12 protein-coding genes are annotated in these 14,828 nt (G+C 70.5%); 5 read left to right on the forward strand and 7 right to left on the reverse strand.

The genetic code is table 11. From position 1 onward, the window contains the following. The first annotated feature begins 123 nt into the window (after positions 1-123). Positions 124-1,881, forward strand: a complete 1,758-nt coding sequence (locus OG329_RS38675; protein WP_405801516.1) for an ABC transporter transmembrane domain-containing protein — start codon at positions 124-126, stop codon at positions 1,879-1,881. Between the two features lie 113 nt (positions 1,882-1,994). After that, complete coding sequence (locus tag OG329_RS38680) at positions 1,995-3,683, forward strand: ABC transporter ATP-binding protein (protein WP_405802229.1); 1,689 nt, start codon at positions 1,995-1,997, stop codon at positions 3,681-3,683. A 40-nt stretch (positions 3,684-3,723) separates the two neighbouring features. Here the strand turns inward: OG329_RS38680 and OG329_RS38685 are convergent, their stop codons facing one another. The 5 genes from OG329_RS38685 to OG329_RS38705 form a co-directional block, all read right to left on the reverse strand. After that, entirely contained in the window at positions 3,724-6,741 is a 3,018-nt protein-coding gene (locus OG329_RS38685) for a family 16 glycoside hydrolase (protein ID WP_405801517.1), read from the reverse strand. Between the two features lie 316 nt (positions 6,742-7,057). Next, the gene (locus OG329_RS38690; protein WP_405801519.1) at positions 7,058-7,354 is read right to left on the reverse strand and encodes a DUF6510 family protein; all 297 of its coding nucleotides are present in this window, start codon (positions 7,352-7,354) and stop codon (positions 7,058-7,060) included. A gap of 1 nt (position 7,355) precedes the next feature. Next, on the reverse strand, positions 7,356-8,132 hold the full coding sequence (locus OG329_RS38695) for a ferredoxin reductase (RefSeq protein WP_405801520.1): 777 nt from the start codon (positions 8,130-8,132) through the stop codon (positions 7,356-7,358). A gap of 119 nt (positions 8,133-8,251) precedes the next feature. Beyond that, on the reverse strand, positions 8,252-8,851 hold the full coding sequence (locus tag OG329_RS38700) for a sulfite oxidase-like oxidoreductase (protein ID WP_405801521.1): 600 nt from the start codon (positions 8,849-8,851) through the stop codon (positions 8,252-8,254). A 142-nt stretch (positions 8,852-8,993) separates the two neighbouring features. After that, the gene (locus OG329_RS38705) at positions 8,994-9,614 is read right to left on the reverse strand and encodes an L-threonylcarbamoyladenylate synthase (protein WP_405801522.1); all 621 of its coding nucleotides are present in this window, start codon (positions 9,612-9,614) and stop codon (positions 8,994-8,996) included. Between the two features lie 154 nt (positions 9,615-9,768). On the opposite strand from OG329_RS38705, the gene OG329_RS38710 reads away from it, so the two are divergent. The 3 genes from OG329_RS38710 to OG329_RS38720 all read left to right on the forward strand — a co-directional run bounded on the left by OG329_RS38710 (position 9,769) and on the right by OG329_RS38720 (position 12,941). Further along, on the forward strand, positions 9,769-10,926 hold the full coding sequence (locus OG329_RS38710) for a winged helix DNA-binding domain-containing protein (RefSeq protein ID WP_405801524.1): 1,158 nt from the start codon (positions 9,769-9,771) through the stop codon (positions 10,924-10,926). 220 nt (positions 10,927-11,146) lie between these two features. Beyond that, positions 11,147-11,836 (forward strand): chitinase, encoded by a 690-nt coding sequence (locus OG329_RS38715; RefSeq protein WP_405801526.1) that lies wholly within the window; start codon positions 11,147-11,149, stop codon positions 11,834-11,836. 139 nt (positions 11,837-11,975) lie between these two features. Next, on the forward strand, positions 11,976-12,941 hold the full coding sequence (locus OG329_RS38720; RefSeq protein WP_405801528.1) for a serine hydrolase: 966 nt from the start codon (positions 11,976-11,978) through the stop codon (positions 12,939-12,941). A gap of 36 nt (positions 12,942-12,977) precedes the next feature. Here the strand turns inward: OG329_RS38720 and OG329_RS38725 are convergent, their stop codons facing one another. Together OG329_RS38725 and OG329_RS38730 are read right to left on the reverse strand one after the other, a co-directional pair. Then, positions 12,978-13,334, reverse strand: coding sequence for a PRC-barrel domain-containing protein (locus tag OG329_RS38725; RefSeq protein WP_405801529.1), 357 nt, complete (start codon positions 13,332-13,334; stop codon positions 12,978-12,980). A gap of 140 nt (positions 13,335-13,474) precedes the next feature. Then, positions 13,475-14,662, reverse strand: coding sequence for an ROK family protein (locus OG329_RS38730; protein WP_405801530.1), 1,188 nt, complete (start codon positions 14,660-14,662; stop codon positions 13,475-13,477). Positions 14,663-14,828: the final 166 nt, after the last annotated feature.

The following is a 14,828-nucleotide window of genomic DNA, read 5'->3' on the forward strand; positions in this document are numbered from 1 at the left end:
TACCCCCGGCTAGGTTCGATCGTGTCCGATCACGTCTGATCGAACAGGAGCCGAGGGGACAGTGTGCCGAACGGAGCGACAGCGAATCCGCAGTCCGCGCCCGCGCGTGGGCGGACGCACCCGATGGCCGATCCCGCGCAGGACCCCGGAGAGCCCGACATACGCGGCCCGCTGCGCTACATCTGGTGGCTGATCGTCAGCCAGCGCCGCCGGGTGCTCACCGGGTCACTGCTGGGCAGCGCGTGGATGGTGGGCCTGATGGCGCCTCCGTACCTGCTGTCACGGGCCGTCGACGACGGGCTGACAGCGGCCGACTCCTCGGCGCTGCTGGGCTGGACGGGCGCGCTGTTCGGCGTCGGAGTGCTCAACGCCTGGCTCGCCGTCATGCGCCACCGCGTCATGACCCGGGTGCGGATGGACGCCGCGTTCCGCTCGGTGCGCGTCGTGACCGAGCACACGACCAAGCTGGGCGCCGTACTGCCACGGCACATGTCGGCCGGTGAAGTCCTCACGATCGGGTTCGCCGACGTGGTGCAGGTCTCCAACGTCCTGACCGTCACCGGGCCGGGCGTCGGTGCCGTGCTCGCGTACGGCGTTGTGGCCGCGCTGCTGCTGTCCGTCTCACCGCTGCTCGCCGTGGTGGTGCTGCTGGGGGTCCCGGTGCTGGCGGTACTGGTCGGCCCGCTGCTGGGACAACTGCGGGGTGTCGAAGGCGCGTACCGCGATCGGTACGGGCTCCTCACCACCCGCCTGGTCGATCTGCTCGACGGGCTCCGGGTGCTGGGCGGGCTCGGCGGCAAGGATGTGCACGCCGGGCGGTACCGCGACCATTCGCGGGCGCTGCGGACCGAGGGATACCGGGTCGGCGCGGTGACGAGCTGGATCCAGGCGCTCGCCGTGGGGCTGCCGACCGTCTTCGTCGCTGCCGTGACCTGGCTCGCGGCCCGTATGGCCGCCGAGGGCTCCCTCACCACCGGCGAACTGGTCGCCGTCTACGGTTACGCCGCGGTCCTCGTCGTCCCCGTGGCGTTCTTCATCGAGGGCGGCCAGGACCTCAGCCGCGGGCAGGTCGCGGCCCGCAGGATCGTCCGGTTCCTCGCTCTGCGGCCCCACTCCGACGAACCCTCGGCCGGCCTCGACGCACCGGCCGGACCGTCGGTCCTGGCTGATCCCGCCTCCGGTGTCGAGGTCCTGCCGGGGCGGTTCACCGCGCTGACCGGTGCGCGCCCGCAGGAGTCCGCGCTGGTGGTGGAACGGCTGGGTCGCTTTGTCGACTCGGAGGCCGAATGGGGTGGCATACCGCTGCGCGACATCGCGCTGAGCCAGGTGCGGGAGCGGATCCTGGTCGCCGACAACGAGGCCGCCCTGTTCGCCGGCCCGCTGCGCGACGCGATCGGCGCCCATGCGGATGCCGACGCCCTGTCACGTGCCGTCGAGGCGGCGATGGCCGGTGACATCGTCCAAGGTCTGCCGCACGGGCTCGATTCGGCCATCGCCTCACGTGGGCGTGACCTGTCCGGTGGCCAGCGTCAGCGCGTACGGCTGGCGCGGGCCCTGCTGGCCGCGCCCGAAGTCCTGCTGGCCGTGGAGCCCACGTCCGCCGTGGACGCGCACACCGAAGCCGCCATCACCGCCCGGCTCCGCGCGCATCGCGACGGTCTGACGACGGTCGTCACCACCACGTCGCCGCTGGTCCTCGACCGCGCGGACACGGTCTGCCATCTCGTCGACGGCCGGGTGGCGGCCACCGGGACGCACCGCGAACTCCTGGCGGCGGAGCCCGGATACCGCCGCCTGGTGTCCCGCGACGCGGACGACGAGAACACGGACGACGCCGACGCGAACGACGCCGACGCCGGCGATCAAGTCGGTGCCGCGTGACGGCCGGCCGGAGCCGGACAGATGAGGAACCGGCCCTGCCCGTCGCCGGAACGGCGCGCCTCGTCCGCGCGGCGGCCGACCTCGTCCGCCCGGACCGTGCGGCCTTCGCCGCGATGCTCGTGCTGAACGCGCTCGCCGTGGGAGCCGGACTCGTCGGGCCGTGGCTGCTCGGACGTATCGTCAACGCCGTCCAGGACGGTGCGACGGTCAGCACCGTCGACCAACTCGCCCTCGGTGTCGTCATATCCGCCGTCGTCCAACTCCTGCTCGCCCGCTGGGCCCGCCTGATCGGGCACCGCTTCGGCGAGCGGACACTGGCGCGGGTCCGGGAGAGGTTCGTCGACCGGGCCATGGCGCTGCCCGTGTCGGTGGTCGAACGGGCCGGTACGGGCGACCTGACGGTACGCGGCACCAGTGACGTCGGCTCGGTCGGAACCGCGCTGCGCGACGCGGGCCCCGATCTGTTCGTCGCCGCGATACAGGCACCACTGATCATCGCCGCCGTGTTCCTCCTCGATCCGCTGCTCGGCGTGTGCGGCCTGGTCGGACTCGTCGGCATCTGGTTCGCGACGCGCTGGTATCTGCGCCGGGCCCGAGCCGCCTATCTGGCGCAGGGAGAGACGAACTCGGAGCTGGCCGAGCAGTTGGCCGAGACCGCGTCCGGTGCCCGCACGATCGAGGCGTTCGGCCTTCAGGAGCGGCATGTCGCCGCCGCGCTGGAGAAGATCGAGCGCAGCCATCGCACCCGCGTGCGCACGCTGTTCCTGCGCAGCGTGCTGTTCCCGTCCGTCGACATCTCCCATGTCATACCCGTGGTCGGTGTGCTGCTGGTCGGCGCGCCACTGCTCGAACGCGGCACGGTCACCCTCGGCGCGGTGGTCGCCTCGGTCCTGTATCTGCGCCAGCTCTCCCAGCCGTTGGACACGATCCTTGAGTGGGTGGAACAACTCCAGGCCAGCGGCGCGGCCTTCGCCCGCGTCGAGGGTCTGGGCGTGAGTCTCGACGCCGTCGACGGCGCGGTGGCGGCCGGGCCGCCCGCGCGGCCGACCGGTGACCGGATTGAGCTGAGCGGTGTCCACTACTCGTACGACGGAAGGACCGACGTGGTCCGAGGGGTGGACCTCACCGTGCGGCCGGGCGAACGCCTCGCCGTGGTCGGCCGGTCCGGTGCGGGCAAGACCACGCTGAGCCGACTGCTCGCGGGGATCGACGCGCCGCGCGCGGGCACGGTGACGGTGGGCGGCGACCCGGTCACCGATCTGGCGCCGGCGGACCTGCGGCGCCAGATCGTGCTGGTCACCCAGGAGCACCACGTCTTCACGGCGACACTGCGCGACAATCTGCTGCTCGCGGCCCCCGACACGTCCGACGCCGGGCTCATACGGGCGCTGTCGGACGTCGGCGCCGACTGGGCGCGGCGGCTGCCCGAGGGTCTGGACACCGAGCTGGGCGCGCGCGGATATCGACCGGACGGCTCCCAGGCGCAGCAACTCAGTCTGGCGCGCGTGGTGTTGGCCGATCCGCACACGCTCATCCTGGACGAGGCGACCGCCCTGCTCGACCCGCGCACGGCACGGCGTACGGAACGCGCACTCGCCGCCGTCCTGGCGGGACGCACGGTCATCGCCATCGCTCACCGCCTGCACACCGCCCACGACGCGGACCGGGTGGCAGTGATGGACGGCGGACGGCTGACCGAGATCGGCAGCCATGACGAACTCGTCGCGGCGGGCGGGACGTACGCCGCGCTGTGGCGGTCCTGGCACGGCGACGACGTCCGCCGCCCTCTCCCCGAGCCGTGACCGGCCGGGGAGAGGGCGGGGGAGGACACGTCCCGGATTCCTACGCGCCGGGCTCGATCCAGATGTTGCGGTAACGCACCTTGTTGCCGTGGTCCTGGAGCTTGATGGCTCCCGTGGCTGTGGTCTCCGGCGCGCCGGCGCCGGTCGGGCCGTCGACCGCCACGTCGTCATGGACGGTCTTGCCGTTCCACACCACGCTGATACGGGCGTCCTCGGTCTTCTTCCCGTCGGCGCCGAAGCGGGCGGCGCGGAAGGTGATCTCGTACGTCTGCCAGGTCTCCGGCGCGGTCGACGCGTTGAGATCCGCCGCCTTCTTCAGGTAGATCGCGGCCGCTTCGTTGTTGGCCAGCTTCTCCACCCCGAACGAGTCCAGGATCTGAACCTCGTAGCGCTCCTGGAGATACACACCGCTGTTGCCGCGGTCCTGGCCGGTCACATCCGGTGGCAGCTTGGGCACGCGGAACTCGACGTGCAACTTGAAGTCCTTGAACGCCTGTTTGGTACGGATGTCACCGCAGCAGACCTCCATCGCCCCGTCGTCGGCCGCCGGCCATCGGACGTCGCTGCCGTCGGTGTGCTGCCACTGCGACCGGTCCTTCCCGTCGAACAGCGTGATGCGGCTGTCCTTGGGATGGACGGTGATCAGGTCGAGATTGACATGACCGGTGTCGCCGCTGTCGTAGCGGTACGAGATGGTGTTGGCCCCGCGGCTCAGCGGCAGCGACTCGGTCACCGTCGCCCAGCCGTCCCACTTGCCGGTGCTGGGCAGGGCCGTCTGTTTCATCTTGCGGCCGTTGACGTAGACGCTCACCGTCTTGTTCCCGACGAAGGGATTCGGGCCGTTGGCGTAGCGCAGCGCGACGTCGTACTTGCCCGCCCGCGTCGTGCGCACGTCGAACGTGGTGGTGGCGCCCTGCGTCCCGTAACTGTCGACGAAACCGCCGCCCGAGTGGCCCGCGTGCTCGGTGTCCACCCGCGCGCCGCCGGTCAGCGCGGCCTCCTCCGCCTCGTACAGCGTCTTCGGCGGCTCGTCCCCGACAAGGGAGTTGAGGGTGTACCACGCCTCGGTGCTCCACAGCGTCTCGCCGCCCTCGGCGCTGAACGGCCGGGGTGAGCGGACGTGCACCACGCGGTTGGACTTGAGACCGTCGATCGCGAGGGTGACCTTCTTGCCGTCGGCGGACACGGTGGCCGACCGGACCTTCAGCGTCTCCTCGTCGATCTTGGGGCCGCCGTAGTCGGGCGTCGGTGCGTAGTACCACTGCTGGACCTCGTAGCGGTCCACCAGTTCCGCGATGGTCTCGGCGGAGAGCGGCTTGGTGTATTCGAGCTCGAAGCCGCCCGGCTTCGCGCGCATCGCCAGGATGTCGAAGGCGTCCTCGCCGTTCGGCGTCAACTTCTGGAGGCCGTAGGAGAGTTTGCCCTCCTGGCCCCAGTTGCCGCCGGCGCCCAGACCGCCGGCGTAGATCGCGCCGTCCGGGCCCATGCTGATGCGGTTGACGCCGGCTTCCAGGCCCTGGGTCATACGGAAGACCGCGCCCTGGTACTCGCCCTTGACCTTCTCCAGATAGCCGCGCTGAAGACCGCCGTAGGTGACATCACCGAAGATCATCTGCCCGGCGAACGGTCCCTCCTTCAACAGCAGTGGTGTGCTGGGGGAGTTGGCGATCTCGTTCTGCGGCAGCCACAGCACCGGCTTGGTGACCGGCTTGGCGTCGAACGGACCGGCCGGGTTGGTGTAGTGGTTGAAGAAGCGGTCCTGCTTGATGTGGACCAGCTTCGACGAGGGCAGCCAGCCGCCCTGGTTGTCGGTCACGAAGATGTCGCCCTCGGGGCCCCAGCCGATGCCGTTGGGCGTCCGCAGGCCGCCGGCCACATAACTGACCGCGCCCGTCTCCTTGTTGACCTTGATCGTGGAGCCGCGGTTCTTCGCGGGCTGCGGATCCGTGGTCGCGCCACCGTAGTTGATCGCGACCGACAGGTTCAGATAGAAGTAGCCGTCCTTGTAGAGCAGCCCGAACGCGAACTCGTGGAAGTTCCCGCCGAACGGCCAGGTCGCGACCTTCCGGTAGGCGTCGGTGACGTCGTCCCCGTCGGTGTCCTGAAGCTCCGTCAGCTCGTCCTTCTGCGACACATACAGCGAGCCGTCGACGTACTTGATGCCTTGGGGCTCTTTGAGGCCCTCGGCGATCTTCTTGGCCTTCACCTTTTCCGGACCGGTGTCGCCCGTGACATCGCTGAGGAGGTAGACCTCGCCCGTCTCGTTGTCGGTGCCGCCCCAGGTGGTGACGGCGAGCCGGCCGTCGGGCAGCCAGTCCATCGCCGTGACCTGCGGTTCGAACCCGCTCGGCCGCAGGTCGGTGAGCGTGTAGCCGGGGTGCACGCTGTTCAGGGGCAGACCGTCGCCGGGGGAGTCCTTGACGCCCTCGCACTCCTTGCGGCCAGGCGCCGTCACACGTACGACATCGGCGTCCGTGCTCAGGACGGAGTTGGGTACGACGGCGAAGCCGGAAGCGCCCGGCGGCTGCCAGGACAGCGTGATGTTCTGCCCACCCGTGCGGTCGAAGTGCTCGATGCGCAGGGAGTGGTAGCCGGGCGTCAGGGTGACGGTGCCGTCCTTGGGGTCGGCGCCGTGCAGACCGTCGTGGTCGATGACGACCTGATCGTCGATCAGCAGCCGTGAACCGTCGTCGCTGGTCAGCCGGAAGGTGTACGAACCGTCCTGCGGAACGTCGATGTTGCCGGTGACCTCCGACACGAAGTTGTCGCCGATCCCGCCGAAGTCGTCGGTCGAGGACCAGTCGATGACGGGCATCAGCTTGTCGACGTTCGGGGTTTGCGCGGGCTTGAGGACACAGATCTTGTCCAGCGGCACCTGCACGTCGAACACGCGCAGCGTGACGCCCGGTTCCTGCGGGGGCAGTTCACGGGTGACGGGATCGGCCGCGACGGGGTCGGCGGCGGTGGCCGGGGTCGATACGAGACCGGTGGCGAGGAACGAGACGGCGAGCAGACTGAGCAGACATCTGCGCAGTCGGCGGCTCGGTCGTTGATCCATTCTTCCTCCTGGCACTTCGCGCACCGGGAAGAACACCCCGGCCCATGGGCGGAGTTGGCCGCCGGGGCAAGCCCTTCGATCCGGATACGGAGGTCTGGAAACGGATGCGGATGCGGATGCGGTGTTCGGCGGTTCACGGCCGGGCTGATGACCTGTCATGTACGGCACCAGTCAGCGCGTCGAACGAAACACTAGAGACTTCTGTCGGGACCGTCCATACTTTGTCACGCACAAGTGAAAAGTCCTCGGCGGCGGCCTTCCCTGGGCCCAGCGCACACAGGGTGCTGACGTCACGTCAATTGCGCCTCGGGCGACGTCAGTTCACCGGTCCGAGGGGAATCGCGAGCGAGGACGCCCCCTGGAGGTCGAGCCACGCGGTGTCCGTCCCGCGAACCAGCCGCAGCACCACCCGCGCGCAGTCCGGGCAGCGGGCCACCAGTCCCGGTGCCCGCTCGTAGACACGCAGCCGGGCCACCGGACCCGTACTGCCGCACCCGGCGCAGACACCCACGGCGGCGGTCAGGTCGACCGCGAAGATCTCGGAGAGGGGCCCGCCCAGCGCGTTGCCGTCCTGGTAGGCGTGCTGGTCCGCGTCCTGATCGTCGGTGTCCATCTCATCCTCCACTGGGACCGAAGCGTTCGGTCCTGATCCGGTCGGGGTCATGGCCGAGGCCGGTCAGCAGCGACGCGGCCGACTCCACGAAGCCCGTCGGCCCGCACACGTAACACGTGGGCCGCGACTGCGCGGACCAGCCCGGACGCACCAGATCGTCCGCCCTCAACCGCCCCACGGCCCTGGGGTGTTGGGGTGGTGCGCGGCGCGTGTACACGTACGCCGTGTCGAGGCCCGGCGCCCCGCGGCGCAGCTCGGGCACATAGAGCTGATCGTCCGGCTCGCGTACGGAGTAGAGCAGCCGGAACGGCGCCCGCCCGCCCACGGCGCCACGCACCCGCACCATCGACATCAGCGGCACCAGCCCGGAGCCGCCCGCCACCAGGAGTACCGGCTCGCTCTGCTCGGGCCGCCACACGAACCAGCCACCCACCGGACCACGCAACTCCACCCGGTCGCCGGGCTCCAGAGTGTCCATCAGATACGGCGAGACCTCACCGTCCGGGACCCGCTGGACGGTCAGCTCGACACGGTCGCCGTCCGGCGCGGAGGCCAGTGAGTAGCTGCGCTGTGTGCTGTACCCGTCCTCGGCCGTCAGCCGTACGTCGACGTGCTGGCCCGCCAGATGCCCCGGCCAGCCGGGCACGTCGAACACCAGCGTCCGGGCCGTCCGTGACTCGGTACGCCGGCAGACCAGCTCGGCCACCAGCCAGCGGAGCCGCGCGGGGGCGGCTAGGCCCTGTCCGGCGGATCTTCGGGGGTCCGGGACGCCTGGCACGGCACCTCCCTGCGTTGTCGGAGTCATCCAAGTACGTCCAGTACGAGGATGATCCTCCGCCTTGCGATGCACCGCACCAGCCGCCCCGGCCTGATCCCCGAAGATCCGCCGGACAGGACCTAGTCGCCCTGATACCGCTGCTCGCGCCATGGGTCACCGTAGGAGTGATAGCCCAGGCCCTCCCAGAACCCGGGCTCGTCGTCGGGCAGCAGATCGATCCCGCGTACCCACTTCGCGGACTTCCACAGATACAGATGCGGCACCAGCAGTCTCGCGGGCCCGCCGTGCTCGGGGGCCAGCTCCGCACCGTCGTAGCGGTGGGCGATCCACGCCTTGCCGTCCAGAAGGTCCTCCAGCGGGAGATTGGTCGTGTACCCGCCGTAGGAGTGGACAAGAGCGAACTCGGCGGCCGTCTCGACGTCCGCCATGAGGAGGTCGAGCGAGACACCTTCCCAGTGCGTGCCGAACTTCGACCACTTCGTCACACAGTGCAGATCCACCGTCGGGGTCTCGGAGGGCATCGCCATCAGCCGCTCCCAGTCCCAGGTGTGTCTGGTGCCCGTCTCGGTCGTGAGGGTGAACTCCCAGTCCTCGTGCGCCACGTGTGGCGTGGGACCGGCGGACAGGACGGGGAAGTCATGGACCTCGTACTGTCCGGGCGGCAGATCGTGGCCGGGAGCGGGCCTTCGGCCGTGGAATCCGCGCGAGATGATCGCCATGGCGGGACTTCCTTGTGGCGGGAATTCCTTCCTCCGACCAGCCTAGGCGCGCGGGCCCGGGGTGGCGACGCGAGAGCCGCCCGACGCCCGACGCCCTGACCCGGCCGCCGGCCCCGAGCCCCCGGCCCCGCGACCGCCCCGGCTACTCGAACCGCGCGGGGTCGCCCGCCCCGCGCCGTACGATCTCCGGCTCGCCGCCCGAGAAGTCGATGACGGTGGTCGGCTCGGTGCCGCAGTCGCCCGAGTCGACCACGACGTCCAGCACATGGTCCAGCCGTTCCTTGATCTCCCAGCCCTGGGTCATCGGCTCCCCGTCGTCGGGCAGCAGCAGTGTGCTGGAGAGCAGCGGCTCCCCCAGCTCCGTGAGCAGCGCCTGGGCGACGACATGGTCGGGGATGCGGACCCCGACCGTCTTCTTCTTCGGGTGCAGCAGTTGACGCGGCACCTCCCTGGTCGCGGGGAGGATGAAGGTGTAACTGCCGGGCGTCGCCGCCTTGATCGCGCGGAACACGTCGTTGTCGATCTGCACCAACTGACCGAGCTGTGCGAAGTTCTGGCAGACCAGTGTGAAGTGGTGACGGTCGTCCAGATTCCGGATGGACCGGATGCGGCTGATGCCGTCCCGGCTGCCGAGCTGGCAGCCCAACGCGTAACAGGAGTCCGTGGGGTACGCGATGAGCGCGCCGGACCGGATGCTCTCAGCCACGCTCGTGATGGTGCGCCGCTGAGGATTCTCGGGGTGTACGTCGAAATACTTGGCCATTGGCCGAGCTTAGGGCCTGTCCGGCGGCCCGGTCCTCATCGGGAGCGGGTCGTTCCGGAGGTTGACGCGGGCTGTCGACGGTGGCCGGTTGCCGTCGGCAACCACCGGCCGCCGACGCTGGCGCTCTTGGGCCTGTCGGCGGGAGAATCCCGGCGTGAAGATCACCGCACCGGAGCTGAACCGCTCCACCCTCGCCCGTCAGCTTCTGCTGCGCCGGGAGCCGATCGGCGTCGCCGACGCCGTACGCCGCGTCGTCGCCCTCCAGGCCCAGCAGGCGGCCTCGCCGTACCTCGCGCTGTGGAACCGGACCGCCGGCTTCGATCCGGCCGCCCTCGACGCCGCCTTCGCCGGCTACGAGGTGGTGAAGGCGACCCTCATGCGGATCACGCTGCACGCCGTGCACGCGGATGACCACCGGACGTTCCGGGAGGCCGTGGAGCCGACGCTGCGGGGCGGCAGGCTCGACAGCCGCTTCACGGCGACGGGGCTCACCCTGGACGACGCCGATGTGCTCGTACCCGCCCTGCTGGGCCACGCGGACCGGCCGCGTACCGCCGCCGAGCTGGAGGCATGGCTGGGGGACAGGCTGGGGAAGCAACTGGGCGCCCCGCCCGGCCCCGGCGCGTGGCGCGGACTGCGGGGATACGCGCCGTTGCTGCACGTGCCCACCGGGTCACCGTGGTCGTTCGGCCACCGGCCCTCGTACGTGGCGGCCGGCCGGTGGTCGGGGCTGCGGGACAAGGAGGCGTCGTCGGCGGCGCTGGCGAAGCTGATAGTGCGCTATCTGGAGGGGTTCGGCCCGGCGTCGGTGGCGGACATGGCGCAGTTCGCCCTGGTCCAGCGCGGGCGCGTCAGAGAGGCGCTGAAGGCGCTCTCCGGCGGGCTCGACGTGCTGACCGGGCCGGACGGCGTGGAGCTGTACGACGTCCCGGGCGCGCCGCGCCCGGGAGGCGACACGCCGGCACCGCCCCGGCTGATGGCGATGTGGGACAGCACGCTGCTGGCTTACTCCGACCGGAGCCGGGTCGTTCCGCCCGACTACCGCAGGCTCGTCATCCGGATCAACGGCGACGTGCTCCCGACGCTCCTCGTGGACGGGTATGTCGCGGGGGTCTGGCGGCCGGTCGCGAAGGGGATCGAGGCGCGGGCCTTCCACGCGCTGTCGCAGGAGACCTGGGCGGGTCTCGCGCAGGAGGCGCGGTCGCTGACGTCGTTCCTCGCCGACCGGGAGCCGGGGGTCTACAGCCGGTACGGGCACTGGTGGGACCACCTGCCGCCGAGCGCGGAGGTCCGGGTACTTCCCGGGAAATGAGCCGTGCCCGTCGTCCGGCCGCCGTGGTGTCCCGCTTTTCCCGAGAATTGGTATGGACCTTTCCAGGGAGGGGTTCCTGCCCGTAGCCTCTGCGCGGCGGCGTCCGCATAACTGCCCCCTGCTGGAAGGCAGTTGTGGGTGAGCGCTGTCCGTGAACGCTTGTCCCCACACACCGTTCGGGAGTGAAGCAACAGTGTTGAGAAGAGGCACCACGGCCGTCATGGCCGCCCTGCTGCTGGTCTGCGGACTGCTCGTCGGCGCGCTGCCCGCGACGGCGGCCCAGTCCTCCGGGCGTTTCGTCGTCAGCGAGTCCCAGTTCGAGCGGATGTTCCCGGACCGGGATCCGTTCTTCACGTACGACGGGCTCGTCGAGGCCACACAGGCGTACCCGGACTTCGCGCGGACCGGCAGCCGCACCACCCGCAAGCAGGAAGCGGCGGCCTTCCTCGCCAACGTCAGCCACGAGACGGGCGGGCTGTTCTACGTGGTGTCGCAGAACCCCGACATGTACCCGATCTTCTGCGACGACACCCAGCCCTACGGCTGCCCGGCCGGACGCGACGCGTACTACGGGCGCGGCGCGATCATGCTGAGCTGGAACTTCAACTACAAGGCCGCCGGCGACGCCCTCGGCATCGACCTGCTCAACAATCCGTGGCTGGTCGAGACCGATCCGGCCGTGGCCTGGATGACGGCCCTGTGGTACTGGAACACCCAGTCCGGTCCGGGCACGATGACCGGGCACGACGCGATGGTGAACAAGAAGGGCTTCGGGCAGACGATCTGGAGCCTGAACGGATCCGCCGAGTGCAACGGCGGCAACCCCGCCCAGATGGAACACCGGGTCGAGCTGTACAAGCAGTTCACGCGTGTGCTGCGCACCCCGCCGGGCCGCGACCTGACCTGCTGAACGGCGGACCGGCCGCCGCCCCGGCCGCCGGGGCGGCGGGCCGGCCGTGTGACGCACCGCACGCTCTTATCGGGCGTTCTCAGACAATATTGATGTGGACTTCATAAAGCTGTGACCCGCGCTGCCTAGCGTCCGGCATATGTCCAGGTCCCGTAGGCTGCCGCAGTTCGCCGTGGCCGCACTCACTCTCGCCGTGATGGTGCCGAGCTGCCAGCTCGCCAGCGCCGGCACGCCCGACGGGTCTGCCCACACCGCGGCCGCCCCCGCCGTCGCCGGGTCATCGGGCCCCACGTCCTCGGCCTCCGTGTCGGCGACCCCGGTGCCGTCGGCCCCGGCACCGGCCGACATCGACGGCGTGATGGGCAAGGCGCTGGACGCGCTGCCCGCGAGCGACGGCCGCTACACGGTCGCCGTTCAGGATCTCAAGGGGCAGCGCACCGCCTTGTACGGCGCCGACACCGGGCCGTACGACACGGCCAGCATCGTCAAGGTCGACATACTCGCGGCTCTCCTGCTCGACGCCCAGGACCACGGCACGGCCCTCACCGCGCAGCAGAAGCAACTGGCCGCCGCGATGATACGCAGCAGCGACAACGCCGCGACGGACGAGCTGTGGAAGGCGATAGGCGAGAGTGCCGGCCTCGCCGCCGCCAACGAACGCCTCGGACTGACGGCGACCAAACCCGGCCAGGACGGTCACTGGGGTCTGACCAGCACCACCGCGGCCGACCAGATGGTCCTCCTGGAGGCCGTTCTCGGCGACGCCGACTCCCCGCTCACCGCGGACTCCCGCTCCTACCTGCGGTCACTGATGAACACGGTCGTGGCGGACCAGCGGTGGGGGATATCGGCCGCCGACGACGGCAAGGGGTCCGCGGGCACGCCCGTGCTGAAGAACGGCTGGCTGCCGCGCAGCGCGACGGGGCTGTGGGACGTCAACAGCATCGGCAGCGTCGAGTACGGCGGCCACACCCTGCTCGTCGCGGTGCTCTCGGACGGGCAGCCGTCGTACGAGAAGGGCGTGGCGCTGGTGGAGCGGGCCGCGTCGACGGCCGTGAAGGCGTTCGTCAAGGCGGAGACGCCCGTGGTCGCGCCCAAGGCGTAGAGGGCGGGGGCCCAGGGGCCGGCCGGTCAGGTCAGGTCAGCGCCGGGCGAGCTGGCGTTCGCCGCTGGGGCCCGGCTGGTAGGCGAGGTCGTAGTGGGAGAAGACATTCTTCTCGTCCTCGGCGGGCAGCACGTCGTCCGTACCCATCGACGGCGCGTCCTTCACGACGGACTTCGGGTACTTGACCCTGACGTAGCCCGGTCCCACGACGGCTCCCGCGAGCGGGACGAAGACCAGCCGGTGCCGGGTCGGCATGCCGATCAGTACGGTCGCCACCGCCGGCTCGTCGGTACGGGTGTCGACGTAGACCGCCTCCAGCGAACCGATCTTGCGCCCGTCGGAGTCGACGACGTCATGGGTGCGCCATTCGCGGATGTCAACGGCATCGATCATGTCGGTTCTCCTCCTCCGGTGCGCCCACGTGATCGGGCTCACCGGTGCGTGTGTCCCGCCCGGCTCCAGTCATGGTCAGGGTCACCGACGCCGGACCGGGCCGCCACTCGGGAGCGCCGCGCGGCCCACGGGACGCGCCGTCAGGACCCCGTGCCGTCGCAGTCCTCGCCGTACGCCAGCTCGCTCGCCAGCAGCGCCGCGCCCACGACCCCCGCGCGGGGCCCCAGCTCGGACATGACGATCGGGAGATTGCCGGTGGCGAGTGGAAGCGAGCGTTTGTACACGACGCTGCGGATCTCCGCGAGCAGCGGGTAGCCGAGCCCCGTCAGACCGCCCCCGATCACGATCATCGACGGGTTCATGAAGCTGACCAGCGTGGCGAGGACCTGTCCGACCCGGTGACCGCCCGCCCGGACGAGATTGACGCTCGTGTTGTCACCGCCGGCCGCGCACTCCGCGACGTCCACGGCGGTCAGCACCCCCCGCTCGGCCAGCCTCTCGGCGAGCGCGGGCGAGCCGCCGGACTCGGCGGCCCGCGTGGCGTCCCTGGCCAGCGCGACCCCGCCGAAGTACGCCTCCAGACAGCCGGTGTTCCCGCAGGAGCAGACCGGCCCGTCCGCCTCGGCCTCCACCTGGACGTGCCCGATGTCGCCCGCGCATCCCTCCGCGCCCCGGTAGATACGGCCGTGGTGCTGCATGCCGGAGCCGATACCGCTGCCGATCTTCACGAAGAGCAGATGGTCGACGGTGCGCGCGACCCCGCTGTGCTGCTCGCCGAGGGACATCACGTTGACGTCGTTGTCGACCACGACGGGGCAGTCGTGCGCGCGGGCGAGGATGTCGCGTACCGGGAAGCGGTTCCAGCCCACCATGATCGGCGGCGAGACCGGGACGCCCTCCCGGAAGCTGACAGGACCCGGCAGTCCGATGCCGATGGCGTCGAGCCGGGTGTAGTGCCCCTGCTCGGCCATCGCGCGCAGCAGTTCGCTGACGCGGCCGAGTACGGCGACCGGCCCGGAGCGGATGTCGGCCGGTTCGGAGCAGGAGGCCACGGGGGTGAGCGCGCCGTCGGTGATCTCGATGTCGACGGAGCTGGCGCCCAGATCGACGGCCGCGAACCGCAGACCGGGGTCGAGCTGTACGAGGGTGGAGCGCCGCCCGCCGCGTGAGGCGGCGGGGCCCGCCTCGCTGACCCGCCCGGCGGCGACCATGCGGTCGAGCTCGCCGAGCAGCCGTGGGCGCGGTACCTCCAGCCGGTCCGCGAGCTGGGCGCGGGACAGCGGGCCGTTGTCACGCAGCAGACTCAACACGCGGTACTGGATGTTCACGGACGTAACTCCTCTGGGCGCCTGCGGACAGCATTCGAGGGGTGTCGCGGGGCGGTGCACGCGGGGCGGTGCGCGCAGGCGGTTCGGCAACTTTTTCACAGAACGCCGAAAGTTGTCGCCTTGTTGACAGAACCCACACACTTTTCGAGGGGCCGGAATTACGTCC

It is taken from the genome of Streptomyces sp. NBC_01506, assembly GCF_045040295.1.
GTDB lineage: Bacteria > Actinomycetota > Actinomycetes > Streptomycetales > Streptomycetaceae > Streptomyces.